This window comes from Rarobacter incanus (genome assembly GCF_006715765.1).
GTDB lineage: Bacteria > Actinomycetota > Actinomycetes > Actinomycetales > Cellulomonadaceae > Rarobacter > Rarobacter incanus.
Genome location: NZ_VFNV01000001.1, coordinates 2297312 through 2321841 on the forward strand (window position 1 = coordinate 2297312; position 24530 = coordinate 2321841).

Annotated in this window: 24 protein-coding genes and 2 tRNA genes; 10 read left to right on the forward strand and 16 right to left on the reverse strand. The window is 65.7% G+C overall.

What is annotated here, in order from left to right:
• Nucleotides 1–14: 14 nt before the first annotated feature.
• The 3 genes from FB389_RS09480 (at nucleotide 15) to FB389_RS09490 (ending at nucleotide 3135) form a co-directional block, all read left to right on the forward strand.
• Entirely contained in the window at nucleotides 15–788 is a 774-nt protein-coding gene (locus tag FB389_RS09480; RefSeq protein WP_142113061.1) for an alpha/beta fold hydrolase, read from the forward strand.
• An 80-nt stretch (nucleotides 789–868) separates the two neighbouring features.
• A complete protein-coding gene (gene gltX / locus FB389_RS09485; protein WP_142113063.1) occupies nucleotides 869–2365 on the forward strand; it encodes a glutamate--tRNA ligase in 1497 nt (498 codons plus the stop codon).
• Nucleotides 2362–3135 carry an HAD family hydrolase gene (locus FB389_RS09490; RefSeq protein ID WP_142113064.1) on the forward strand — a complete coding sequence of 258 codons (774 nt, stop codon included), beginning with the start codon at nucleotides 2362–2364 and terminating at the stop codon, nucleotides 3133–3135. The genes gltX and FB389_RS09490 overlap by 4 nt, the downstream gene beginning before the upstream one ends.
• A gap of 33 nt (nucleotides 3136–3168) precedes the next feature.
• Here the strand turns inward: FB389_RS09490 and FB389_RS09495 are convergent, their stop codons facing one another.
• Nucleotides 3169–3603, reverse strand: a complete 435-nt coding sequence (locus FB389_RS09495) for a hypothetical protein (protein WP_142113066.1) — start codon at nucleotides 3601–3603, stop codon at nucleotides 3169–3171.
• Nucleotides 3604–3709: 106 nt separating this feature from the next.
• Here FB389_RS09495 and FB389_RS09500 point away from each other — a divergent pair, with 106 nt between their 5' ends.
• On the forward strand, nucleotides 3710–4444 hold the full coding sequence (locus FB389_RS09500; protein WP_142113068.1) for a glutamine amidotransferase: 735 nt from the start codon (nucleotides 3710–3712) through the stop codon (nucleotides 4442–4444).
• A 19-nt stretch (nucleotides 4445–4463) separates the two neighbouring features.
• On the opposite strand, the gene FB389_RS09505 is transcribed toward FB389_RS09500, so the two are convergent.
• Nucleotides 4464–5546 (reverse strand): YeiH family protein, encoded by a 1083-nt coding sequence (locus tag FB389_RS09505; protein ID WP_170207949.1) that lies wholly within the window; start codon nucleotides 5544–5546, stop codon nucleotides 4464–4466.
• Nucleotides 5547–5615: 69 nt separating this feature from the next.
• Between FB389_RS09505 and FB389_RS09510 the strand changes: the two genes are divergently transcribed.
• Nucleotides 5616–6560 (forward strand): LysR family transcriptional regulator, encoded by a 945-nt coding sequence (locus FB389_RS09510; protein WP_142113072.1) that lies wholly within the window; start codon nucleotides 5616–5618, stop codon nucleotides 6558–6560.
• Here the strand turns inward: FB389_RS09510 and FB389_RS09515 are convergent.
• From FB389_RS09515 to FB389_RS09520, 3 genes are all read right to left on the reverse strand, one after another.
• On the reverse strand, nucleotides 6557–7336 hold the full coding sequence (locus tag FB389_RS09515; protein ID WP_142113074.1) for an HNH endonuclease family protein: 780 nt from the start codon (nucleotides 7334–7336) through the stop codon (nucleotides 6557–6559). The two genes, FB389_RS09510 and FB389_RS09515, sit on opposite strands and share 4 nt — an antisense overlap.
• A 90-nt stretch (nucleotides 7337–7426) precedes the next feature.
• The gene (locus FB389_RS10875) at nucleotides 7427–7552 is read right to left on the reverse strand and encodes a hypothetical protein (protein ID WP_281282039.1); all 126 of its coding nucleotides are present in this window, start codon (nucleotides 7550–7552) and stop codon (nucleotides 7427–7429) included.
• Between the two features lie 100 nt (nucleotides 7553–7652).
• Nucleotides 7653–8774: a D-alanine--D-alanine ligase family protein gene (locus FB389_RS09520; RefSeq protein WP_142113076.1), complete on the reverse strand. Its 1122-nt coding sequence runs from the start codon at nucleotides 8772–8774 to the stop codon at nucleotides 7653–7655.
• Between the two features lie 93 nt (nucleotides 8775–8867).
• Here FB389_RS09520 and FB389_RS09525 point away from each other — a divergent pair, with 93 nt between their 5' ends.
• On the forward strand, nucleotides 8868–10001 hold the full coding sequence (locus FB389_RS09525) for a trans-sulfuration enzyme family protein (RefSeq protein WP_142113078.1): 1134 nt from the start codon (nucleotides 8868–8870) through the stop codon (nucleotides 9999–10001).
• Between the two features lie 13 nt (nucleotides 10002–10014).
• On the opposite strand, the gene FB389_RS09530 is transcribed toward FB389_RS09525, so the two are convergent.
• Genes FB389_RS09530 through leuC form a run of 4 tightly spaced genes read right to left on the reverse strand, consistent with a single transcriptional unit; the run spans nucleotide 10015 to nucleotide 13931 of the window.
• On the reverse strand, nucleotides 10015–11013 hold the full coding sequence (locus tag FB389_RS09530) for an NAD(P)H-dependent glycerol-3-phosphate dehydrogenase (protein WP_142113080.1): 999 nt from the start codon (nucleotides 11011–11013) through the stop codon (nucleotides 10015–10017).
• A complete protein-coding gene (locus FB389_RS09535; RefSeq protein ID WP_142113082.1) occupies nucleotides 11010–11747 on the reverse strand; it encodes a lysophospholipid acyltransferase family protein in 738 nt (245 codons plus the stop codon). The genes FB389_RS09530 and FB389_RS09535 overlap by 4 nt, the downstream gene beginning before the upstream one ends.
• A gap of 7 nt (nucleotides 11748–11754) precedes the next feature.
• Nucleotides 11755–12390, reverse strand: a complete 636-nt coding sequence (gene leuD, locus FB389_RS09540) for a 3-isopropylmalate dehydratase small subunit (RefSeq protein WP_142113084.1) — start codon at nucleotides 12388–12390, stop codon at nucleotides 11755–11757.
• Between the two features lie 47 nt (nucleotides 12391–12437).
• Nucleotides 12438–13931, reverse strand: coding sequence for a 3-isopropylmalate dehydratase large subunit (leuC, locus tag FB389_RS09545; RefSeq protein WP_142113086.1), 1494 nt, complete (start codon nucleotides 13929–13931; stop codon nucleotides 12438–12440).
• A gap of 210 nt (nucleotides 13932–14141) precedes the next feature.
• On the opposite strand from leuC, the gene FB389_RS09550 reads away from it, so the two are divergent.
• Both FB389_RS09550 and FB389_RS09555 read left to right on the forward strand, forming a co-directional pair.
• The gene (locus FB389_RS09550) at nucleotides 14142–14861 is read left to right on the forward strand and encodes an IclR family transcriptional regulator (protein ID WP_142113087.1); all 720 of its coding nucleotides are present in this window, start codon (nucleotides 14142–14144) and stop codon (nucleotides 14859–14861) included.
• A 264-nt stretch (nucleotides 14862–15125) separates the two neighbouring features.
• Nucleotides 15126–15200: transfer RNA gene (locus tag FB389_RS09555), tRNA-Gln, on the forward strand.
• Between the two features lie 320 nt (nucleotides 15201–15520).
• On the opposite strand, the gene FB389_RS09560 is transcribed toward FB389_RS09555, so the two are convergent.
• Entirely contained in the window at nucleotides 15521–15988 is a 468-nt protein-coding gene (locus tag FB389_RS09560) for a hypothetical protein (protein ID WP_142113089.1), read from the reverse strand.
• Nucleotides 15989–16422: 434 nt separating this feature from the next.
• Here FB389_RS09560 and FB389_RS09565 point away from each other — a divergent pair.
• Nucleotides 16423–16495 (forward strand) — tRNA-Glu (locus FB389_RS09565).
• A gap of 162 nt (nucleotides 16496–16657) precedes the next feature.
• Here FB389_RS09565 and FB389_RS09570 read toward each other — a convergent pair.
• The 6 genes from FB389_RS09570 to FB389_RS09595 all read right to left on the reverse strand — a co-directional run bounded on the left by FB389_RS09570 (nucleotide 16658) and on the right by FB389_RS09595 (nucleotide 23618).
• Entirely contained in the window at nucleotides 16658–17560 is a 903-nt protein-coding gene (locus tag FB389_RS09570; protein ID WP_142113091.1) for an ROK family protein, read from the reverse strand.
• Complete coding sequence (locus tag FB389_RS09575; protein ID WP_142113092.1) at nucleotides 17557–19128, reverse strand: glycoside hydrolase family 3 N-terminal domain-containing protein; 1572 nt, start codon at nucleotides 19126–19128, stop codon at nucleotides 17557–17559. The genes FB389_RS09570 and FB389_RS09575 overlap by 4 nt, the downstream gene beginning before the upstream one ends.
• A complete protein-coding gene (locus tag FB389_RS09580; protein ID WP_142113095.1) occupies nucleotides 19125–20006 on the reverse strand; it encodes a carbohydrate ABC transporter permease in 882 nt (293 codons plus the stop codon). Before FB389_RS09580 ends, FB389_RS09575 begins: the two co-directional genes overlap by 4 nt.
• Complete coding sequence (locus FB389_RS09585) at nucleotides 20003–20917, reverse strand: carbohydrate ABC transporter permease (protein ID WP_142113096.1); 915 nt, start codon at nucleotides 20915–20917, stop codon at nucleotides 20003–20005. The genes FB389_RS09580 and FB389_RS09585 overlap by 4 nt, the downstream gene beginning before the upstream one ends.
• Nucleotides 20918–20997: 80 nt before the next feature.
• Nucleotides 20998–22371, reverse strand: a complete 1374-nt coding sequence (locus FB389_RS09590) for an extracellular solute-binding protein (protein ID WP_142113098.1) — start codon at nucleotides 22369–22371, stop codon at nucleotides 20998–21000.
• 56 nt (nucleotides 22372–22427) lie between these two features.
• Complete coding sequence (locus tag FB389_RS09595; protein WP_142113100.1) at nucleotides 22428–23618, reverse strand: ROK family transcriptional regulator; 1191 nt, start codon at nucleotides 23616–23618, stop codon at nucleotides 22428–22430.
• Nucleotides 23619–23734: 116 nt separating this feature from the next.
• On the opposite strand from FB389_RS09595, the gene nagB reads away from it, so the two are divergent.
• Nucleotides 23735–24526: a glucosamine-6-phosphate deaminase gene (gene nagB, locus FB389_RS09600; RefSeq protein WP_142113101.1), complete on the forward strand. Its 792-nt coding sequence runs from the start codon at nucleotides 23735–23737 to the stop codon at nucleotides 24524–24526.
• Nucleotides 24527–24530: the final 4 nt, after the last annotated feature.

The window sequence follows — 24530 nt, forward strand, 5'->3', positions numbered from 1 at the left end:
CGGAGGGAGCCGCCGTGCCGACCTTGAGCGTTCCTGGTGCGAACTTGGATGTGGAACTAAGCGACGAGGGCGGTCATCCGGTCGTCCAACTGCACGGGCTAACCTCGAGCCGGGCGCGTGACCGCCGGTTGCGTTTGGATCTGGGACGAGGCCTCAGCGGCACGAGGCTACTGCGATACGATGCGCGCGGGCACGGCCGTTCGACAGCTAGGCCGGTCGCCGATAACTTTCGCTGGACGGCACTGGCGGGGGACCTTTTGTGCCTGCTGGAGCGCTGGTTTCCCGACGAGCCGGTGCACGGCGTCGGAACCTCGATGGGGGCCGGCACGCTGCTGCACGCCGCCGTGCGGGACCCGGGTCGGTTCGACGGACTGACCCTCTTGTTGCCGCCGACGGCCTGGCAGACGCGCCGCGCGCAGGGGTCGCACTACCTCGCCGCAGCCGACCTGATCGAATCCGGTGGCATGGAGGCATTCTTGGCCGCGGATCGCGATGCCCCGCGTCCGCCGGCCGCAGTCCCTGACGACCACACCGTTCCCGATATTGCTGCCGATCTGCTGCCAGCGGCGTTTCGGGGGGCCGCGGCAAGCGATCTGCCGGATCCGGGGGAGCTGGCTAGCATTCGCGTGCCGGTGACCCTGCTGGGGTGGGTCGATGATCCGTCGCATCCGCTGTCGACCGCGCGCCGACTCGCCGAGGTCTTGCCGCATGCAGCCCTTCACGTGGCCAGGACGCCGCAGGACGTGGCGACCTGGCCCGCGCTGCTGCGCGAATCAGTGCCCGGGTGACTCGCCACCCGGGCGCCTGCGAGTTCGGTGCCACCGCAGCCGCTCGCTCGCAGCGCGTCGCCGCGACGTAGAATTGACCCATGCCTTCTTCACCTGCTGCGCCGATCCGCGTCCGTTTTTGCCCATCGCCGACGGGAACCCCGCACGTCGGAATGGTCCGTACCGCGCTGTTCAACTGGGCCTACGCGCGCCACACCGGCGGCACCTTTGTGTTCCGCATCGAAGACACCGACCCCGCGCGCGATTCCGAAGAGAGCTTCCACCAGCTGGTGGACTCCCTGCAATGGCTCGGTTTGACGTGGGATGAGGGCGTCGGGGTCGGCGGACCCTACGAACCGTATCGGCAATCCGAGAGATTCGGTATCTACGAAAAGGTCGCTGCCGACCTGCTGGAAAACGGCTACGCCTACGAGTCGTTTTCGACGCCAGAAGAGATCACCGAGCGGAACAAGGCGGCGGGCCGCCCCGCGCAGTGGGGCTACGACGGCTACGATCGCACGTTGACCCAGGAACAAAAGCAGCAATTTCTGGATCAGGGGCGCCAGCCTTCCATTCGCCTGCGGATGCCCGATGAGGACATAACCTTCACCGACCTAGTGCGCGGCGAGATCACGTTCAAAGCCGGTTCGGTGCCCGACTTTGTCATCGTGCGGGCCGGGGGCCACCCGCTCTACACGCTGGTCAACCCGGTCGATGACGCCCTGATGCACATCACCCACGTGCTGCGCGGCGAGGACCTGCTTTCCTCGACTCCGCGCCAGATAGTGCTCTACCGGGCCCTGATCGAGCTTGGTTACGCGGATCAGATCCCCCAATTCGCGCACCTGCCCTACGTTATGGGCGAGGGCAACAAGAAGCTGTCCAAGCGCGATCCCGAATCCAACCTGCTGCTGCACCGCGAGCACGGGTTCATCCCGGAGGGGCTGTTGAACTACCTGGCGTTGCTGGGTTGGTCCATCGGACCCGACAGGGACGTTTTTTCGATGGACGAGTTCACCGCCGCCTTCGATATCGCCGACGTGAATCCGAATCCCGCCCGCTTTGACCTCAAGAAGGCGACGGCGATCAACGCCGACCACATTCGCTTGCTCGACCCCGCCGATTTCACCCGGCGCTTGGTTCCCTACCTGCACGCGGCTGGCGTGTTGGCGACCGGCAGCTACGAGGATCTGGGCGCGGACGAGCGCGCCAAGCTGGACGCCGGGGCGCCGCTGACGCAGGAACGTATGACGCTGCTGGGGGAGGCCCCGGGAATGCTCGGGTTCTTGTTCACGGCGGACGACGAGTTGACGGTCGACGACGACGCCCGCAAGACGCTGCGCGAGGATTCGCGTGCGGCGCTCGATGCGGCGATAGAGAAGATCGACGAACTGGACGATTTCAGCGCCGGCACGCTCCAGGAGGTGCTGCGCGCGGCCCTGGTCGATGGCTTGGGCATCAAGCCTCGCTTCGCGTTCACGCCGCTGCGGGTCGCCGTCACCGGCCGCCGCGTGTCGCCGCCGCTGTTTGAGTCGATGGAGATCCTGGGCAAGGAATCCTCGCTCAGGCGCCTGGTGCGGCTGCGCGATTCGCTGTGAGCGCGCCGCTCGCGGGCGGCCTGGCGGCGCTGATAGTCGACGTCGACGACACGATCGTTGACACCAAGGGGGCGTTCGCCAGGGCGCTCAGCGACGTGGCCGCGACGTACCTGCCGGATCTGCCGACCGAACGCCATGCCGAGGTGGTCGCCCTGTGGCGCCGCGACCCTGACGGCTACTACCGGGCATACACCCGCGGCGAAATGGGGTTTGGCGAGCAGCGGTTGGCGCGCGCCGAACAGGTGCAAAGCACCTTCGGGGGCAGCCCGATCGGGGCAGCCGGATTCGCGGCGTGGGACGCCGTGTTTGAGCAATCCTTCCAGCGCAACTGGCGGGCGCATCCCGACGCGCGCGGTTTGCTCGAAGCAGCCATCGCGGCCGGTGTGCGGGTCGGCGCGGTGACAAACGCGCGCACCGAATACCAGGAGCGCAAATTGTGCGCCGTCGGGCTGGCGGACCTGGTGGAAACAGTCGTCGGGGTGGACGTGTTTGGTCAGGGCAAACCTGACCCGCGCATTTTCCGGGAGGCCTGCGCGCGCCTGGGCGCAGAGCCGGGCAGGTGCGCCTACATCGGCGACGAGTTGGATATTGACGCGCGCGCGGCGACGCAAGCGGGGCTGCGCGGGGTATGGCTGGACCGGCCCGGCACGCGCCGGGGCGGGCCATTCGACGAGGACACGGCCGCCGCCGTCGCCGACGGCATCCCCATCATTTCCGCGCTCACGGATTTCACCGCGCAGCTCGCCTCGTCGTCCGCGCTCGGGCGCTGAGGCGAGCTGCGCGGGCCCCGCCGCGTGCACCGACTAGTTGGTCACCCAAACCCAGATGAAATATGCGGCGGCTGCGGTGCTGCCCGCGATCACACCAACCCAGACGGCCTTGTCGATGGCCCACCGGAACGCGACCTTGCCTATGACGGCCAGCACGACACAGATGGCGTAGAACACCGGTGCGAGCGCAACCATGTACGCAAAAACGATAGGCAGGGCCACGACGCGCCAGTCGTTCCCGTCTTCGTCCGGCAACATGGTGATCACGGGACTGAGAACGGCGAGGACGAGCACCGCATAGAACGGGAGCCACCGTTTGGCGGTCTTCCCCAAGATCTTCGGCACGTCGCGCCGCGTGAGCGACCGGCGGGCGGGGCTCGCGGGGATGGCGGGGGCCGTGGGGTCTGCGGGGGTGGCGGGGACCGTGAGGTCTGCGGGAGTCGTTGGGTATTCGTTGCTGTGGGGCATAGCGGCTCCTTTGCGCGCTGGTTGAAGGTCCGACACTACCAGGATAGGCGTGTCCCGGGTCGTGGACCGGGCGCCGTCTCGATTGAATCCTCGGTACGCTGAATGGATGAAGCCGTTCCTCCTAGTCGCTACGCGCTTCGATGATGCCATCGCCGACGCGGAATTCGAGTCGTTTTGGCGCCTCAGCGGCCTGCGCGAGGACCAGCTTGCACGCGTCAGGGCCGAGCAGGGGCCAATGGAACCGATCGATCTGCGCGATTATTCCGGGATCATCATCGGCGGTGGACCATTCAACGCCTCCGATCCATACGAGACGAAAACCGCGGTGCAAAGGCGCGTCGAACGCGAAATCGGTGAGCTCGTCGAGCGCGTCGTCGCTGCCGATTTCCCGCTCTTCGGGGCCTGCTATGGGGTCGGAACGGTGGCGACGCGACTCGGCGCGCAGGTCGATCGCACCTTCGGTGAGCCTGTCGGTGCGGTCACAATCGAGGTCAGCGACGAGGGCCGCGTCGATCCGCTTCTTGCGGGCCTGCCGCGGACGTTCGACGCCTTTGTGGGGCACAAGGAGGCGTGCCGTACGCTGCCGCCGGGGGCCACGTGGCTGGCGTCCTCGATGACGTGTCCCGTGCAAATGTTCCGTTACCAAAACAACCAGTACGTGACGCAGTTCCACCCCGAACTCGATAGCCAGGGCTTCGCGCAACGCATTGCGGCCTACCGCGATGAGGGCTACTTCGATCCCGCCGAGATCGACGAGGTCATCGCGCGCGTCAAGAGCGCAACGGTGGATGTGCCGCGGCACATTCTCGCGCGGTTTGCGCAGCGATACGCAACCGACTAGCGACCGGGGCGCGGCGGCGTCAGCGGGTCGCCGCCACGAGGACGAACGGGACCGCGAGGGCGACTCCAAGGCCGCTCAGTGCGGCGAGCCCGGTGGTCTTCCATAGCCGCAGCAGCGACCGCGGCGCAATGTTCGCTCCGACGGCGATCATTGAGCCTGCGATCATCGCGGTCGAGAGCCAGGTGGCGGCGGTCACCACCCAGTGCGGCGCGGTGAAGACCGACGCGAGGGTTATGCAGGCGATGAACCCGATGACGAACGGTGGGACCGCGACTGCGCGGCGGCGCCCCGCGGCGGCGCCGAGACTTGGGTGTTGCGAGCGCGCCAGGCGCGAGGTCACAACGATCACTAACGGCGCAAGCAACACCACCCGAGTGAGCTTGGCTATGGTGGCGGCGGCCAGTGCCGCCGGAGAAATCAGATCGCCGCCCATGACGACGTGGGCGACCTCGGGCAGCGACGCCCCGAGCCACAGTCCCGCATCCCGGTCCGCAAGGCCGATCCAGCGCGCGGCGAACACAACGATGGGTACGGCCACGATACCCAAAATGGACACGAGCGCGATGGTTGCGGCGGTGTACTCGTCGATTATTTCCCTGCGCCTTTCGTCGGCGCGCCCCAGGATCGCGCCAGCCATGGTCGACGCGGCGGCGGCGCCGCACACCGAGAACCCCGCCGCGATGACCAGCGAACCGGTGGGGTCGTTGCCAAGCTTGCGGGCGACCAACGTGGTGACCAGGAACGTGATGGTGAGCGTCGCGGTCACGATCAGCAGGCCGCGGACGCCCAGATCGCCGAGGTCGCGGGCGGCGAATCTCAGCCCGAGCAGGGCGACGCCGGTGCGCAGAAGGGTGCCCGAATGCTTGGTGAGCGCAGGGGGGAACCAGGCAGGCGCGAATCCGCGTTCCGGATCTATCGAGCGCAGCAGCAGGGGGTGCAGGCACAGCCCAGCGACCAGCCCGATGATGATCGCGGACAGGGCGGGGACCACGCTTGATAGCGCAGTGCACACGGCGCCCGCGACCGTTAGGGGCAGGGCGATCGCAGCGAACGCGGCCAATTTGTGTTCGGTTGCCGGTGGCAGTGCACTGATTGTTCTCACCCATCCAGTGTCGAGTGGCGGGGATGCGCGCGGTAGGCCGGCCTGCCTAGATCGGTATAACATTTATCTATGGCTGAAGAGATAGGGCGCACCTCGCTGGTGGGACTGCACGTGATTGCCGCCGTCGATGAGTGCGGATCCATCAGCGCGGCGGCGCGCTCGCTTTCGATTTCGCAGCCGGCCGCGTCCGTCGCGCTGCGGCGACTCGAAAAGAGGGTCGGGGTGCGGCTGCTGGATCGCACGCCCCGCGGCAGCGCACTGACCGAAAATGGGCGCGCCGTGGCCGCTTGGGCGCGCAATGTACTTGGCGCCATGGAGGAATTCGATACGGCCGTGGCAGCGTTGAGCGCCAAGCACGCCGAACGGGTGCGGGTTGCCGCCTCGATGACCATCGCGGAATACCTAGCCCCGCAGTGGCTGGCTGCACTATCCGCGGTGCGACCCACCACCGACGTGGAGTTGGTGGTCCGGAATTCCTTCGACGTGATGGACCTTGTGCTGGCGGGCGACATCGAAGTCGGATTCGTCGAGGGCACGAACATCGCCCGCGGGTTGCGATCGCGAGTGGTTGCACGCGACGAGTTGGTGGCGGTGGTGGGCGCCCACCACCCGGCCGCGCGGCGGCAGGCCATCGGTGCGGATGAACTGCTGTGCGCCGGCCTCATCGTGCGGGAGGTGGGGTCGGGCACCCGTCAGGTGCTGGAGGAGGCACTGGCGAAGACCGGCCTCGCGCTCAGCCCGCACACCCCGTGCCTGGGCTCGACGGCCGCGGTGAAGTCGGCGGTCCGCTACGGGGAATCGGTTGCGGTGCTTTCGCGTCTGGCCGTCGCCGACGAACTCGACCGTGGCGTGCTGGTGCCCCTGGAGGTGCTGGGAATCGGCCTGGTGCGCAAGCTGCGGATGGTGTGGCGCGCAGACGCCGTGCTGGGCCCGGCCGCCGCCCAGCTTGCGGCCATCGCCGCGCGCGGCAATGTGCATCCGGGCCGCGCCGGCCGGTTCGCGCATCGCGGTTAGGCGCGCTCGCGGTACGTTGGTTGCGAGTCGCGGGCCGTGGTGACATCGGTTGGCAGTTGCTGGCCCGGGCACGTGGCCAGGACGCGTTGCATGGACGAGCGCTCCGCCGCCGTCACCCACAGGCCGTAGGAGTACTTCACCGCAATTTGCCGGGCCACGTACGCGCACCGGTATTTCTTGTTCGGCGGCAACCAGCCTGAGGCATCGTCATCGCCCTTGGCCGTGTTGAGCGGCCCATCGACGGCAAGGAGGTTGAGCGGATCGTTTGCGAACCTGTGGCGCTTTGTCGCGCCCCACGCCTGCGCCCCCTTCTGCCACGCATCGCTCAGGGCCACCACGTGATCGATCTGGACCGCGGCGGAGGTATCCGCGCCGTAGACGAAGTGGATACTTTTCCCGGAGTAGGGGTCGGGTAGCGCGCCGCGCAGTACCAGGCATCCCTGCGTCCCTTGCGCGATCACGACGTCGTTCAGATCTCGGCGCAGGACGTCGTTGCGGGCGTCGCAACCGTTGCGGTCGAAATCGAACTGGCGGAATTTGAAGGAATCCCTGTCGTAACCGGTGCGGGCGGCACGGCCCCGCGTTGCGAGTTGAGCGAGCGCGAGGGCTGCCGGACCGCGCACGTCGATGACGGTGTCATCGGCACCGTCCGCAGTGGTTGGCGGCGCGGGGGAGTTCGCATCGAGGGTGTTGTGCGAAAACGCGCCCAAAAGGCCCACGCCGACCAGCGCCACGATGACTATGAGGGGCGCTTGGCGCTGCTTCTTGCGGGGCATTTGGTCAAGTTTATCCGTCGAAGTGCGCGTAAAAGGCCGGCGGCTGCGGGGTCAATCTCCGCAGCCGCCGGCCAGATGCTGTGTCGTGATCTAGATGTCTAGAGGTGACGCCGTTCCCGGCGTGTCTGCGATGTCGATCGCGCCCGAGGACTCGTCCGTTGGCGTGTCCGGGGTCAGGGGAATTTCGGCGTCATCTGGCTGGTTAGGTGTAGGCATTGGCTTCTCCTTTGATACCTGTCTGAGCGGGCAACTTCCGCTCTCAACGTTATGCCCGCACCGATCCGCCCGCAACCTTTGGTGCTGGTGCCGACGCGAATTAGCGCAGTCCCAGCGGACGTTCCAGCGCGAGTGCGAGGAGCTCGTCCACCAATTCCTCGTAGGGCATACCGGACGCCTGCCACATGACGGGATACATCGAAAAGGGCGTGAAGCCGGGCATCGTGTTGATTTCGTTGACGATCACGTCGCCCGTGGGTGTGACAAACACGTCCACCCGGCTCAGTCCTTCGCAGGCCAGTGCTTCGAAAGTGTCGATGGCTAGGCGCTGAACGCGGGCGACCACATCGCTGGGTAGATCGGCGGGGCACGAAAGCGTCACCGACGACTCATCTAGGTACTTCGCTTCGAAATCATAGAAGGTGTGTTCGGCGTGGCTGACCATGATCTCACCGGGCAGAGACGCGCGCGTGGGCGCACCCGCGCGGCCCTGGAGGACGGCGCACTCGATTTCGCGCCCCTCGATTCCCTGCTCCACCAAGATACGGGCGTCGTGACGGCGCGCTTCCGCGACCGCGTCGGCCAGTTGGGAAGGTTCCGAAATCCTGGTGATCCCGAGGGATGAACCGGCGCGGGCCGGCTTGACGAAGAGGGGGTAGGCGAGGCGTTCGACGCGCTTGGTGATGGCAGCCGAGTCGCGATCCCATTGATCGGCGGTGAAAAACTCGTACGGTCCCACCGGGATTCCGCTGCCCTGGAGAACGACCTTCATGAAGTGTTTGTCCATGCCCACCGCACTGGCCAGCACTCCCGGCCCGACGTAGCGGATGTCAGCTAGCTCCAGCAGCCCCTGGACGGTGCCGTCTTCGCCGAAGGGGCCGTGCAAAAGAGGGAAGACCACGTCAATATGCCCCAGCGACCTAACCGGCTCGTTATCTGTCACCACGCGCGCTTCGCTGCTACCCACGTCGAGGGAAAGCGTTACCTCACCGGCGGAGGCGGGCACCACCTCGGGTAGCTTGCCGTCCTTGATTTCCCACGTCGCCGGGTCTGGGTCGACTTCGACCCAACGGCCGTCCTTGGTGATGCCTACGGGCAGGACCTCGAAGCGCTTCTGGTCGATTGCGCGCATCACCCCGGCAGCCGTGGCGCAAGAAATCGGGTGTTCGCCGGAGCGGCCGCCGAACAAAAGCATGACGCGGATGCGAGAAGTAGAGGACATTGCCGATAATTCTACCTGCCGCAGCTGACTTCGTGGCGTCCCGCCAGGTGGTCGCGGCTTTTATCCGCGCGGCGATGAAACTAGATTGGTGGGATGAGTCACAAGAGCCTTCACCCTGCCACAATCGCGGTGAGCGCGGGGCGTCCCGCGCCGGAACCCGGCGCACCGCTCAACGCCCCTGTCGTGCTGAGTTCCACCTACGTGTCGACGGGCACTCCCCGACCCGATCAGATGCTTTACACCCGGTGGGATACGGAGACGTGGCAGCCATTCGAGCAGGCGGTCGCGCAGCTGGAAGGAAGCGACCGAGCGGGGCTCGTGTATTCATCGGGCATGGCTGCGATCGCGGCGGTGTTGTCTCTTGTGCCCGACGGCGGCGTGATCGTGGTACCCCGCCACGCCTATCACGCGACCCTGATCCTGGCGCACGAACTGGCCGAAAAGCACGGCGTGACGGTTCGCACGGTAGACGTTGCCGATACGGCACGGGTGATCGAAGCCGTCGACGGGGCGTCGCTGGTGTGGATCGAATCCCCGACCAATCCCATGCTGGAGGTGGCCGACCTGCCCGCCATCGGTGCGGCCACCCGGGCCGCGGGGGCGATATTCGCTGTCGACAACACGTTCGCTACGCCGCTGCTACAGAGACCTTTGGACAGCGGCGCCAATATTGTGGTCCACTCGGCGACGAAGTACCTGGCGGGGCATTCGGACGTGGTGCTTGGCATCGCCGTGACGCGCGACCCGGTGCTGCACGAAAAGCTGTGGCACTATCGCACCCACCACGGCGCGATCGCCGGGCCCTGGGAGGTGTGGTTGGCCCTACGCGGGCTGCGGACCCTGGCGCTGCGGGTCGAACGCGCGCAAGCCAACGCGGCGGAGCTGGCGGACCGGCTGTCGGCGCATCCCAAGGTTATCGAGGTGCGTCACCCGTCGCTGGTGGACGACCCGGGCCACGCAGTGGCGAAGGCGACCATGAATGGGTTCGGTTCCGTTATCGGCCTGCGGCCGAGCGGGGGAGCGGCGGGCGCCGACCGCCTGATCGATGCCTTGAAGCTGTGGCTGCCGGCCACATCACTTGGCGGAGTCGAATCCACGCTAGAGCGTCGGCGCCGGTTCGATTCCGAGTCGGCGACGGTGCCCGAGGACTTCATCCGCATGTCCGTCGGGATCGAAGAGATCGAGGACCTGTGGGCCGACCTGGATCAGGCGCTCCGCGCGCTGTAGTCTGGGCCGCGGCTCACAGCCCCTCGGTCTTGCGGGGGCGGCTGAGCAGCCGGTGCGCCATCTCGGTGACCGGTTGACCCTCGTGTAAAACGGACACTACCGCCTCCGTGATGGGCATTTCCACGCCGACGGACTGCGCCAGCGCCAGGACGGAACGCGAAGACTTCACCGCTTCGGCCGTGCCGCGGGTTGCCGCGATAGCCTGGTCCAGGGTCTTGCCCTGTCCGATGTGGCGTCCCAGGGTGTGGTTGCGTGAGGACGGGCTGGCGCAGGTTGCCACCAGGTCGCCCATTCCCGCCAGGCCGGCAAACGTTTCGGCGTGGGCGCCGAGCGCGAGCCCCAAACGCGTGATCTCCACCAGCCCGCGCGTTATCACCGTAGCCGTGGTGTTGTAACCCATCCCTTGGCCCTGGGCGATGCCGACCGCAAGCGCGATAACGTTCTTGACCGCGCCGCACAGTTCCACGCCCACCACATCGGGGTTGGTATAAGGGCGGAAGTAATCGCACGAACACGCTTCAGCGACGAGCGAGGCGGTCCGCTCATCGATTGAGGACACGACTGTCGCCGTCGGCTGATGCGCGGCGATTTCTCCGGCAAGATTGGGCCCGGAAACCACGGCTATGCGTTCCATGGGAAGTCCGAGGGCCTCGGCGATGACGACACTCATCCGCTTATCCGTGCCGAGCTCGACGCCCTTCATCAAGGAAACCGCGACCGCGTCGTCGGCCAGGTACGGGGCAAACGGTTCCAAGACCGTGCGGGCGCTCTGCGACGGGATGGCGACCACGACGATTTGCGCCCCAGCCAGCGCCTCGCGCGCGTTCGTTGTGCCCGTGATGCCGTTTGCCAAGCGGATGCCCGGGAGGTACTTGTCATTGCGGTGCATCGTGGTTATCTGCTCCGCGACGGCCTCGTCCCTGCCCCACAGCCGCACCAGGCAGCCAGAATCCGCCAGGATCTGCGAAAACGTGGTGCCCCACGCGCCCGCCCCAAGCACTGCCGTAATCATGGTGTCCCCTTCCCGCCGCGCGTGGCGCGCAGGTCGAATAGTTGTGCCGGTGGGGTCTCGGCCCGCAGTTGCCCGACGCCATCGGCGATCGCCCGCATGATGCGGTCGGTGGCCTCGTTCAGAACGTTGGCTGTCAAGGGTTGGCCCCGCAGATCATCGAGGCCCACCGCGGGCCCCACCGCGACCTGCACGCGCTTGCGCGGCAGCAGCCGTGGGAACTTTGAGTGCTGCGGGAAAATCCGCTGGACCCCCCACTGCGCCAGCGGAATCACCGGCGCATCAGCCATGAGTGCGAGGCGGGCAACGCCGGTCTTCCCCGCCATGGGCCACAAGTCGGGGTCTTTGGTAAGCGTCCCCTCCGGGAAGATGAGGATCACTTCACCGTTGCGCAGCGCGGCGGCCGCGGCCTGCAGTGAATCGGCTGAGTTCCGGGTGCCGCGTGAGACCGGGATCATCCGGGATCCCCGCAGGAAAGACCCGAGCACAGGGACCTTCCACAGCGAATCCTTCGCCATGATCTTTGGTGCGACTGCGTGGTCGAACAGGAAGTGCGTCGTGGTCAAGGGGTCGAACGCGCTCATGTGGTTGGCGGCGACGATGAAGCCGCCGGACCTGGGGATGTTGGAGCCGCCGTGCCAATCGCGGCGCGTAAACACCATCAGCCCTGGCCGCAAGATAGCGACCAGGGCCCGATAGGTGGGAGTCAGCCCGCGAACGGGTTTGATCCGTGACATGTTTTCCTTACGCTGGGCGTGCGGCCTCGATGTCGACCTTTGGCAGATGCTTGGCGGGCAACGTCTTCGGCTTGTATCCCGGTCGCTTGGCTTCGAAGGCCGTGATCTCGTCCTCGTGCTGCAGTGTCAGCCCGATGTCGTCCAGCCCCTCCATGAGGCGCCAGCGCGTGTAGTCGTCGATGTTGAACGGGACGGTCACATCGTCGGCCGTTGCCACCTTTTGGCCCAAATCGACGGTGATGTTCGTGCCCGGCTTGGTTTCCAGGATCTTCCACAAGAGTTCAACGTCTTCTTGGGCCATTTGGCCGGCTAGCAGGCCCTGCTTGCCGGAGTTTCCGCGGAAAATGTCGGCGAACCGCGAGGCGAAGACGACCTTGAACCCGTAGTCCTTGAGTGCCCACACGGCGTGCTCGCGCGACGATCCGGTACCGAAGTCGGGGCCCGCGACCAGGACGGATCCTGCTCGGTACGCGTCCTGGTTGAGCACAAATTCTGGATCGTTGCGCCACGCGGCAAACAGCGCGTCCTCGAATCCGGTGCGGGTGACGCGCTTGAGGTACACGGCGGGGATGATTTGGTCGGTGTCGACGTTGCTGCGTCGCAGTGGCACACCGATTCCGGTGTGGGTAGTGAACTTCTCCATGACGTTTTCTCCTAAGAAATTATTTATTGACGAGTCCCGCGACGCCGTTAGACCTGAACGATCAGGTTCGGGTCTAGGGGTGCAAGCGGGCTGCCGTCAATGGCGTCAATGTCTAAGTTTGCGAAACTGGGATCATCTGCGACCAGGTCTGCAACCGAGGACAGCGTACCGCGGATGGCCGTTGCCGCCGCCACGAGTGGTGATACAAGGTGCGTGCGGCCGCCTTTACCCTGGCGCCCCTCGAAGTTGCGGTTCGATGTCGACGCGCTGCGTTCGCCCGGTGCGAGCTGATCCGGGTTCATGCCCAGACACATCGAGCATCCGGCATTGCGCCACTCGCCGCCGAAGTCCTTGAAAATCTTGTCAAGGCCTTCGGCCTCCGCCTGGAGGCGCACGCGCGCCGACGCCGGTACAACCAGCACGCGGACGCTGTCCGCCTTCTTGTGCCCCTTGATTACCTTGGCGATCGAGCGCAGGTCCTCGATGCGTCCGTTGGTGCACGACCCCATGAACACGGTGTCGACCTTGATCTCACGCAGGGGCTGACCCGGAATCAGGCCCATGTATTCGATAGCGCGTTCGGCCGCTACGCGTTCGTTTTCGTCGGCGATTTCTTCCGGCACGGGAACGTTTGCGCTGAGCGGCAGGCCCTGGCCGGGGTTAGTTCCCCACGTAACGAACGGTTCGAGGTCGCTGGCGTTGAGGTCGACCTCCATATCGAAGACGGCGTCCTCGTCGGTCTTTAGTGTCTTCCAATACTTGACAGCTGCGTCCCAGTCCGCGCCTTCGGGGGCGTGCGGGCGGCCCTTGATGTAGTTGAATGTGACCTCGTCGGGAGCGATCATTCCGGCGCGGGCACCGGCCTCGATGGACATGTTGCAGATCGTCATGCGCGCTTCCATGGAAAGCTTGCGGATGGCGTCGCCGCGGTACTCCAGGACGTAGCCGGCGCCGCCGCCGGTGCCGATCTTCGCGATGATCGCCAAGATGATGTCCTTGGAGGTCGTGCCGGGCGGCAACTCGCCGTTGACGTTGATCGCCATCGTCTTGAATTTTTGCAGCGGCAGGGTCTGCGTCGCAAGGACGTGCTCGACCTCGCTGGTGCCGATCCCGAACGCCAGCCCGCCAAAGGCGCCGTGCGTGGACGTGTGCGAGTCACCGCAGACGACCGTCATCCCCGGCTGCGTCAGTCCCAGCTGCGGGCCCACCTGGTGGACGATTCCCTGGTCGGCGTCGCCCAGGGAGTGGATGCGCACGCCAAACTCCTTGGCGTTGTTGCGGAGCGTGTCGATCTGCGTGCGGCTGGTCAGGTCGGCTATCGGCAGGTCGATGTCGAGGGTCGGTGTGTTGTGGTCCTCTGTCGCCATCGTGAGTTCGGGGCGGCGGACCTTCCGGCCTGCCAGGCGCAGGCCCTCGAAGGCCTGGGGGCTAGTCACCTCGTGGCAAAGGTGCAGGTCGATGTAAAGCAGGTCGGGTTCACCATTGGTGCCTTGTCGGACCAAGTGGTCGTTCCAGACCTTTTCTGCCAGCGTGCCGGCCATCGTCATCCTCTCGAAATCAGGCTGCGCCCACCGAGGTTGTGCAGGTGGTGGGCTGCGGTCGCGTGCGGCGACCTAGTGGGGGGTTTGAGTGCGGCGTCGGGCCGCGGAACTGTATTCAATTTTTGCACGAACCACACCGAAAAGCCGTCTCGCGCTTCAGTATGCGGACAAACGGTTGCATCTCAGTCTTCGAGACGGCAATATCGAGGTATGGACAATTCTAGCGGAGTTGGCGTCTTGGACAAGGCCGCCTCGGTATTGAGTGCTTTGGAAGCTGGGCCGGCAACGCTCGCCCAATTGGTTTCGGCGACGGGGCTGGCGCGTCCGACCGCGCACCGCCTGGCCGTGGCGCTTGAGCATCACCGGCTCGTGGCGCGTGACATGCAGGGAAGGTTTGTCCTGGGGCCGCGGTTGAATGAACTGTCGACAGCGGCCGGCGAGGACCGTCTGCTGGGTGCCGCGAACCCGGTCCTGACCGCTTTGCGCGATCACACCGGCGAGAGTGCGCAGCTCTACAGGCGCCAGGGTGACCAGCGGATCTGTGTCGCATCCGCCGAGCGCCCAGTGGGGTTGCGCGATTCCATCCCGGTTGGGTCTGCTCTCACGATGCAGGCGGGATCCGCCGCCCAGGTCCTGCTGGCGTGGGAGGAGCCCGACCGTCTGCATCGCGGTCTGCAGGGTGCCGAGTTCACCGCCACGATCCTGTCGGGAGTGAGGCGTCGCGGTTGGGCGCAATCGGTCGGCGAACGAGAGGTGGGGGTCGCGTCCGTCTCTGCGCCGGTGCGCAGCCCCTCGGGCCGAATCGTGGCGGCCGTATCAATTTCCGGACCCGTGGAGCGCTTGAGCAGGCAACCCGGCCGGCTGCACGCGGCTTCCGTCGTGGCCGCCGCTAACCGACTCACCGAGGTGTTGCGCCGGGCGGGGGAGTAGGCGTCGTAGCTGGTTGCTGGGCTTGGTGCTTGCGCGGGTTGGTGGCGCTTCGCGCTCTCGTGGCCGCCCTCCCCGTGAACTGCGGGTTGTGGGATCGAGTTGGTGGCGCTTCGCGCGCCCGGGATCGTCCTGGTCGCGGGGAGCATAAAGGGCCGGGGTGTCGGGTCCTGGTCCGCGTATTTCCACCAAGTTTGAAACCGGCTGCAACTTCCGGTAATGTTTTCCGGCGGTGACACTGTTGGTTCCGATCGACGTTGATCCCCTTGGGGTATGGTGTAATTGGCAGCACGAAAGATTCTGATTCTTTTAGTCTAGGTTCGAGTCCTGGTACCCCAGCCATAGAGTCCGGCAGCTACGATTCAGGCCCGGATCCCTTTGCGACAGATGCCCATCACCGGCCTACGCGAATCGCTCCCAGTCGCAGTTGAACTTCCAGTCGCAGTTGAACTACCAGCCACAGTTGAGTTCCCAGCCATTCCATGACTCCAGGGCGGCGGGTGGAGGCTCTTTGCTTGCTGACCTTGACTAGCCCTGGAAGCCAGAAACGATTCGGTTGGCGATGTGCGCTCACTGGCGTCGCCGCACTGCGCTTACAAGAGTGGTGTTGCTTTGGTTGCGTGGCGCTGCTTTGAAGTACCGAGGGTGCTAAAACGGCACTACTAGTGGCTTCGATCGTTCAGGGCTCCGCGCCTGAGATCCAATCGGAAGTTTGCCAACCCGCGCTTCTGGTTGCGGGGGCGCTGGTTCCATGCGACCGCGACCACGGGAATTGTCATGCACCAGAAGATAGCGAACGCGATTGTGGATCCCGAAAGAAGCATCGCGAAGGCGAAAAGGGTGTGCGCGGCAGCCAGCGCTAGCGCGACCGCAAAGTGCGCGACGGCGCCGGACCTGTTGCGCCACAGAATGAGACCAAAGGCAAACCAAACGAGCATCGCGCTCATGGCAACTACGTCGGGAACTACCGAAGTGCTTCGACCGTCAAATTCGGCCATGGCGTGGCCAAAGCTTCCGACAATCCATATGCCAGCGAACCCGATCACAGCCTCGAGGAGAACCACGATCGCGGTCATGCGCCTGAGCAAAGTGCTCCGTTGTGCCGTGGTTTCGGTCTTTCCTCCGGTCATGGGTGGATCATAACCGTCCAGCGCTGCGGGGTGCAGTGCGCGCTGCGGTGGCGGGCCCGGCGGGTGCGCGTGGCAGGTGCGGGGTGCACTGAGCGCGGCGGTGGTGAGCCTGGCGGGTGCGCGCTGTAGGCAGTGAGCCCGGCCGTACCGCTAGGGCGATCTCACGAAACGCATGCCAGCTGCGGTGGTGGGGCGCGTCAACTACCAGCAGTTCGGCGCCACTATCGCATTGTTCGATAAACGCGCCCACTTCAAGAAGCGTCACACCGGCCGCTATGGATTGGGTGGACGGCCGGAATAGTGGTATTGTCATCGGGCCGGTTCGGTGACACTTTGGTCACGTCCGATCTAGTTTCCAGCAAGTTTTGCTCAAGCGGGAAATAGTGTAGGGTGATTCACCGGTGAAGCGATTCTTCGCTTCGGCAAGTCCCAAGGCCCCCATCGTCTAGCGGCCTAGGACGCCGCCCTCTCACGGCGGTAACAGGGGTTCAAATCCCCTTGGGGGTACAAGAATGGGTCGTCTGATCTGCGAAAACGCGGATCGGGCGGCCCTTAGTTTTTCCCGGCGGACGGCAGACAACTACGCCGGGGCCGGGGCTATGGCCTATAGCCCCTGGCCCAACCCACAACCAGGACTGCTCTGCGGCCTGGCCGACCCCAAGACCGGGACTAATCCGCTATTTGAACCAGGGCCGCACCGACCGCGGCGGCAGGCATATCCGTCGGCAGCAGGCGCACCCGCTCGGCAAGATGCAAACCGGTGAGGAACTGAGATTCCGCCCCGGAAAGGCCGAGCTGAGCCCGCACGGCTTGCCGCAGCGGCTCGCCGAGGCGGCTCAGCCCGCCCCCTATGACAATCGTCTCGGGGTCGAGCGAGAGAACCAGCAGGCGCACGGCGGCCGCGGTACCAGCTGCGAGTTGGTCAAAGGCCCGTTGCGCCTCGGCGTCGCCGGTGGCAATGGCGGACAGGAGCACTCGTCCCGGCCTATCGCCACCTCGCGGCCAGGCCCGCCGCAGTGCCGATCCGCTCGCAATTGTCTCCAAGCATCCGCGCTGGCCGCACGGGCAATCCAGCCCCAGGGGATCGACGGGGAAGTGCCCGATCTCGCCCGCGACACCCGTGCTGCCGCGCCAAGGCTTGCCGTCCCGGACGATACCGGCTGCCAAACCCGTACCAAGATTGAGCAGGGCGATCGTGCCTTGCAATCTCATCAGGTGGGCGGTCCCGATGGCGGCCGCGGTGACGTCGTTGTCGACGCCGATCTCGATACCGAAGCGAGCCCGCAGGCGCCGCGCGATGTCCAAGCGTTGCACGCCGATGTTGACGGCGTTGCGAACTATTCCCCCCGCGCGGTCCACGTGGCCCGGAATCCCGATACCGATGGAGCTAAGCGACGATGGCGAAATATCGGCGGCGGCGAGCAGCGTTTCAACCAGCGCCGAAGCGGTTTCCAGGACGCCGTCTTCGCCGAACCGGGTGGGGGACTGGGCGCTCGTGACTATCGAGCCGTCGTCGCCGATGACGACACCGAGGGTTTTGGTGCCACCAATATCGAGCCCGATCTTGTTCATGAGCAAGCTCCGTTCGCAAGGGCGACGAGCGCGGCGCCAACCAGCCTTGTCGATCCGTAAGTCATGATCAATCCGGGCTCGTTAGGCGAAATGGCCGCCCCGGAAGCGGTTGAACCGTCGTCGACGTTGACGCCCGTGCCGCCGGCCCGACCCGGCCACCCCATGTCGGCAACGATCACGGCCGCTCCGCGTGCGCAAAGCTGGGCTGCGACGTCGCCCAGCCACGGGAGGGCTGCGTCGCGCGTCGCGACCACGACGGTGCCGCCAGCGATAGAGCGCCAGGCGGGATCACGCGGGCCCTCGGCCGTCGCAACCTCGCCCAGTGCGGGGTCGGCCCGAACCGCGGCAAGCGGCCCCCACGCCGCCGACCCGACGGCGATGTTCGAAGGGGATTCAACCTGCACGATCGTTGCTGCCGTTGACGATTTGAGGATCCGGGCCGCGCGGGAATCGATGGTGAAGGACGAGGCCACCAACCCGTCGTCCCCGCGCCGCGGCACGGTTGGCGCGGGCCCGAAGTACCGGGGCGCTTGCGGTGAATCCAGCGCATCCCTTGACTTGTCGGATTCCGCAGGACCAGGCTGCGAGCGGCGCCCCAGCTGACGGACCCGCGCGGCGGCCTGGGCCACCCGCGACCGCGGCAGCACGCCCTCGTCGACGGCGTTCACAATCGCGGATTCCACGGCGTCCAGGAGCGCGGGCGTTGTCCCCGGTCCCAAGCAGAGAAGGTCGCAGCCGGCCCCAAGTGACCGAACCGCGGCCGCGGGGATACCGATGGTGCCGCTGGCGCCCTTCATATCGAGCGCATCGGAGACAATGACGCCCGTGAACCCAAGCTCGCCGCGCAACAGATCCGTGAGAATCGGCGCGCTCAGGGTCGCCGGAGCGGTCGGATCAAGCGCCTTGAGAACGATATGCGATGTCATGATGGCCTGCGCGCCGGCAGCGATTGCCGCAACGAACGGTACCAGTTCCCGGTCGCGAAGCGTCGCGGCGGACGCGCCAACCGTTGGAAGCTCCAGGTGTGAATCCGCGTTGGTGTCCCCGTGGCCGGGGAAGTGCTTGACGCAGGGGATCGCCCCCGTCGCGGCGCAGCCGCGCAACCAGGCTTCGACCTGATCCGCGACGACCTGGGGCGTCGCCCCGAAGCTGCGGGTGCCGATGACCGGATTGGCGGGGTTGGAGTTGATGTCCGCGACGGGTGCAAGCACTAGGTCGAACCCGGCGCTCAGCGCGTCCTCGCCCACGTCCCGCCCCACCCGGTGGGTGTATTGCGCGTCGCCGATCCGTCCCAGGACGGCCGCTCCCGGATAGGGAGAGCCGTCCACGTAGTGCAGTCGGGTTACTTCGCCCCCCTCCTCGTCGATTGCGGCCAGGACGTGCCCGTTGGCGAGGCGGAGCGCTCGTCCTATATTCGTCACCTGCTCGCGATCGCGCACGTTCGCGCCATACAGGCAGGCCGACTCGAGGCCTTCGGGCAGCAGGTCGAGCAGCCAGGCCGGCGCCGCCAGGCCGACGAACCCGGGCATCAGGGTCGCGCGGACGTCGCGCACAAGGTCCGAAGTCATCCCTTGACCGCCCCGCTGACCAGGCCGGATGTCATGCGCCCCTGTACCAAAACGAAGAAGATGATCACGGGAATCGCAACCAGGGTCGAGGCCGCCATGACCTGTCCCCAGTCGATGGCGCGGGACGCCGATTGCTGGATGAAACCGCGCAGCCACAGCGGCAGGGTGTGTTCCGCGGAATTCTGCAGGATGACAAGGGCAACGGTGAATTCGTTCCAAGCCTGCAAGAATGCGTAGACCCCCGATGCGATCAGGCCGGGAGCGAGCAGCGGGAACGTGATCCGCAAGAATGCCTGGGTGCGGCTCAGCCCGTCGACCATGGCCGCCTCTTCGAGTTCGACGGGCACCCCGGCGACGAATCCACGCAGCATCCAGATAGTAAATGGCGTAACGGCGGCGATGTAGATGATGCTGACGCCCACCAGCGAACTGAGCCCCAGGGTCCCCATGAGCTTGTATTGGGCGATGAACATGCCTTCGGCGGGCAGCATCTGGATGAACAATACCGAGAGCACAAATCCGCGCCGGCCCCGAAAACGAAAGCGGCTGATCGCCAGCGCCGCGAGGAAAGCGAACAGCAGGCAGAACACCACGGTCGCCCCGGCGACGATCAGGCTCATCCCCAGCGCGCGCAGGAACGAGCCGTCGGCGATAACGGCCCGGAAATTATCCAGCGAGCCACCGAACGGCAGGAACGTTGGCGTTGTTTTTTCCAGCACCACGCCGGGAAGGAAAGCCGAATTGAGCATCCAGTAGACGGGGAACGCCCACAGCACGGCGACGATGACGGCGCCGATGCTGGCCGCGATCTTTCCGTTGCGTCGCGGGCCGGCGCCGCGGCCCGCCGCCTGCGGTGAGGGTGCGTTGTTGGCGGTCATGGTGCCTCGTCCTCCTTGATGAGGTTGCGGACGTACGCCCAGCTGAGCGCGATGGTGAGCAGAAGTACAAAGATGGACATGGCGCTAGCCATGGCGAAGTCGGACGATCCGACCCCGAGTTGGTAGATGTATGTGCCAAGGACGTCGGTCTGGCTCGCGAGCGAGCCGCGGTCCTGGAGCATCTTGATCTGCGTGAAGACCCGCAGATCCCAGATGACCTGGAGCAGCATGACGATCCCCAGGACGGGTTTGATCATGGGAACGATGATGAGGCGCAGGCGCTGGAAGCGGCTGGCCCCGTCCATTTCCGCGGCCTCTAGGACTTCGCCGGGGACTTGCGTCAGCCCCGCATATATCGAGAATGCAGCGAACGGAACGCTCATCCACACCACGATGATCATCGCGACGGCGAAGAAGGACCACGGGTTTTCCAGCCAGTTGTGGCCGTAAAAGTCGAAGCCCAGCTTCTCGAATATCCAGTTGGCCAGGCCGCGGCGCCAGTCGAAGAACCAGTTCCAAATGGTCATTGCCGCGACCACCGGTGTGGCCCAGGCCAGCAGCAGGGCGACCTGGAGGGTGATCCTGGCGCCGCGCGAGGCGGCGTTCATGACGAGGGCTACGGCGATGCCGATCGCCATGGTGACGGCGGCGGTCACGAGGCAAAACGCGACCGAACGGGCGACGACGGCCCACGTCGTGGGGTTGGTGAAGAGCTGGACGTAGTTGTCGAACCACACGAACTCCGGCGGTTTGCCGAACTGCTGCGCCAACCCGAATTTCTGCATCGCGGTCTTGAACTGCCAAACGATGGGGTAGCCCATGGCCAGCAGCACGATGGCGGTGGCCGGAAGCAGGAGCAGGTACGGCGTTAACCTCTTTGTTCGCCGCCGCGCACGCGGTGAGGTAGGCATGGCTGTCTCGATTCATTGGGGGGTGGTGGTCCCGCGCGGGGCGCGGGACCACCTGGACGGGCGACGGCCCGTCGCGGATACTACTTCTGGTTGAGCAGGGCGTTGAGCTTGGTGTTGGTGTCCTGCGCCAACTGGGTGAGATCCTGCGAATCGCGGATCTGGGCGAAGAATTCTTCCATGATGTTTTGCGATTCGATCGCGGCCCAACCCGGGGCGGCCGGGGTGAGCTTCGCGTTGCTGGCGGATTCGACCAGGGCTTTGGCGAACTGATCGTCGCCGAGCGATGACGTGTAATCGGAGTTGGCGGGGCCAAGGCCATTCTTGCCGAGCATGTTTTGGTATTCCGCGGAGAAGATGATCCGCATCAGTTCCTTGGCCAATTCAGGTTCCTTGGACGTGGCCGAAATGCCGATGTTCGACCCGCCGGCGAATACGGGCGCGGGGTTGCCGTCCGTGCCCGGCAACACGAAGGTTCCGAAGGTGTCATCGTTCCACTCACGGGCGGCCTTGCCGTCCTTGTCCGTGGTCAGGTCGCCGATCGACCAGTGGGCCCAGCCCGGGGCCATAATCGTCGCTGCGGAGAGCGAGAGCTTGTCGGTTACCTTGCCGTTCTCGTCCGTGACCGAGTCGGAATCGTTGAGGTACTGGTACTGGTTGGCGTCCTTGGCGTCGTTCGGTGCCTTTGATGCGGTCTTGTAGAGCGCCTGAAGCTGCTTGAGCCCCTCCAGCGATTCGGCGGAATCGAGGGTCGCAACCCACTTGCCGTCCTCGAACTTCGCGATGTCCCCGCCGTTGGCGAAGATCCAGGAGATTCCGTCGCGCCAGTCCTGGCCGCCCAGGTAGAAGCCAGAGAAGTCCTTGATCGATTCGGGGTTCTTTTCCGCGATGGTTGCGACAGCGGCGTTGAAGTCGGCAAGGGTCTTGGGAACCTCGACGCCGGCGGCCTTCCAGATATCCTTGCGGTAGAACACGTAGCGTGATCCGAAGTAGTAGGGCAGGGTGTAGTTCTTTCCGTCCACCTCGCCTGCTTCGACGAAGCCCTGGAGCAGCTTATCGCCGCCGAGTTCCTGGTACATGTCGGAAATGTCCAAGAACGCGCCTACGTTCGTGAAGGTTGGCGACTGGGTGTTCCCCAGTTCGGCAACGTCGGGGGTGTTGTTTGCATCGGGCAGGGAGGTGGTTAGTTTCGTAACGAGGTCGCCCCAGCTCTGCTCCTCGATCTTGAGCGTCGCTCCCGTCTTCTCGTTGAACGTTGTCTTCAGGTATTCGCGCAATTCATCGGGCGTGTCGGAGCCGGCCAGCCACAGGGTGATGGTCTTTCCCGCGTTGTCGGCGGTCGATGTTGCGCCACCGCTGGCCGTGGTCGACGACGACGAGCCGGACGACCCGCAACCGGATAGTGCGAGTGCAGACGCCGTTACTAGGGCAGTGAAGCCCAACAGCACTTTCTTCATTGCTTTTCCTTTCGGTGAGCGGGCCGGCGTCTGCCGGTCGCGTCGGGGGGCTCGCATCAGCTGACGCCGAGCCGGTTTTGCAGGACGAGCGCCATCGCGCCCAAAAGAACCAGGTCCTGGCCCTGATCGCTTGTCCTGATGGTGAGGGTGTCGTGCGAATCGGACATCGTTCGGCGCTGGACTATTTCCAGCGCGGCGTTGGCGATTTCATTGCCAACAAGGTCGGGGGGGCCCGCAAGGACCACCTCGGCCAGGTTCAGTGCGCCGATCACGGGAGCCAGCGCGACTCCGAGGCGCTGACCGGCCTCACGCAGGATGTCATCGCGGGCGGCGCCCGCGGCGTCCATGGCGGCGCGCAGGTTGGGCACGGACAGCCAGTGCTCAAGCACCTGGTCGCGGCTGTAATCGGCACCCAGCCCAAGGTCGGTTCCGACCATCACCTGACCGATCTCACCGGATGCGTAGCGGCTTCCCATCACAAGGCGGCCATCGACGATCAATCCGGCGCCAACGCCGTGCCCGATCGTGACGAGCATGAGATCGTCGCTCGCATCGCCGAGAGCGTGCTCGGCGATGGCGGCAGCATTGGCGTCGTTGGCGATCACGGTGGGGATTCCGGTGGCCGTCTCCAGGTTGGACCGCAGGGCCTCGTCGTGCCACCCGAGGTTGGGAGCGGTGCGGACCGTGCCGAGATCATCGACGACGCCGGGGGTGCCGACGCCCATTCCCAGGATCGCGACGGGGGACGCGGCGGCCAGGTCATTCGCGAGCCGCACCGTGAGCGCGGTGACCTCGTTGCCGCGTGCGCCGCCAAGGGGGATTTCCGCGCGCTCAATCACGTTGCCGGCTATGTCAATGATCGCGCCCCGCAGCAGTTCGTGGCCGGATAGGTCCAGGCATACGGTCGCGTGCGCCGAGCGCGCCAGGTCGATGAGGACGGCGGGCTTGCCCGGCCCGCGGGCCTCCCGAGTCCCGAGGGAGTAGACCAGGGATTCGTCGGCGAGCTGCGCGACCAGGTCGGAGACGGTGGCCTTGGTGAGCTTGGTCGCGCGGGCAATGTCCGCGCGGCTTATGGGCCCGTGGGTGTAAAGCGTCTGCAAGACGAGCCGGCGGTTGTGCCAGCGGCTGTCTCCGGGTTGGGCCTTGATGCTCGCGCGGGGACCGCCCGCGATGCGCGGGGGGTGGCCAACTGATTCAATGGCGGATAGCTCGAAATTCGCCGGGCTGTTAGTCGTGACCTTAGTCATGTAAGTTAGTACAGCGTACAAACTAAAAGTTGGCAACCCCGGATAGAAGGATTTACACATCCGAAACGCAGCGGGGGAGCGGCCAATGTTCGCTTCGCAGGCTTGAGGAGGCCACCATGCAGGTTGTGATTCTCGACGATCCCGAGTCGGTCGCGGAGTTTGCCGCGCGCCGCATCGCACACGTCATCGCCGTGGCCGCGAGCCGGGGAAGGGCGGGCGCCATCGGTGTGGCGACCGGTTCGTCGCCGCTCGGAACATACCGGCACCTCGCCGACCTGGCCGCAGCCGGGCAACTGGACCTGGCGCACGTCAGCGCGTTCGCGCTCGACGAATACGTCGGCCTGCCCTACGACCACCCCGAGAGCTACCACGCCGTCATAGCGCGCACGGTGACCGAACCACTGGGATTGGACCCCGCGCTGGTGCACGTGCCCGACGGCGCCGCCACCGACCCGCAGGCGGCATGCGCCCGCTACGAGGAGTTGATTCGCGGCGCCGGCGGAATCGACATTCAACTTTTAGGAATCGGCGCCAACGGGCACATCGGTTTCAACGAGCCCACAAGCTCCCTCACCTCGCGCACGCGCATCAAGACGCTCGCGCAGCGCACCCGCGAGGACAACGCGCGATTCTTCGACTCGCCGGATCAGGTGCCCATCCACTGCATCACGCAGGGACTCGGCACTATCGCTGACGCCGGTCAGGCGCTGCTGGTCGCGACCGGGGGATCCAAGGCGGCTGCGGTGGCCGCCATGGTCGAGGGCCCCGTCACGTCCATGTGCCCGGCATCCGTGCTGCAAATGCACCCCCACGCCACCGTTGTTGTCGATGACGAGGCCGCCTCGCGCCTGACCATGCGCGATTATTACCAGGACGTGTTCCGCAGGCTCCCGGGCACCGACCGATAGGACA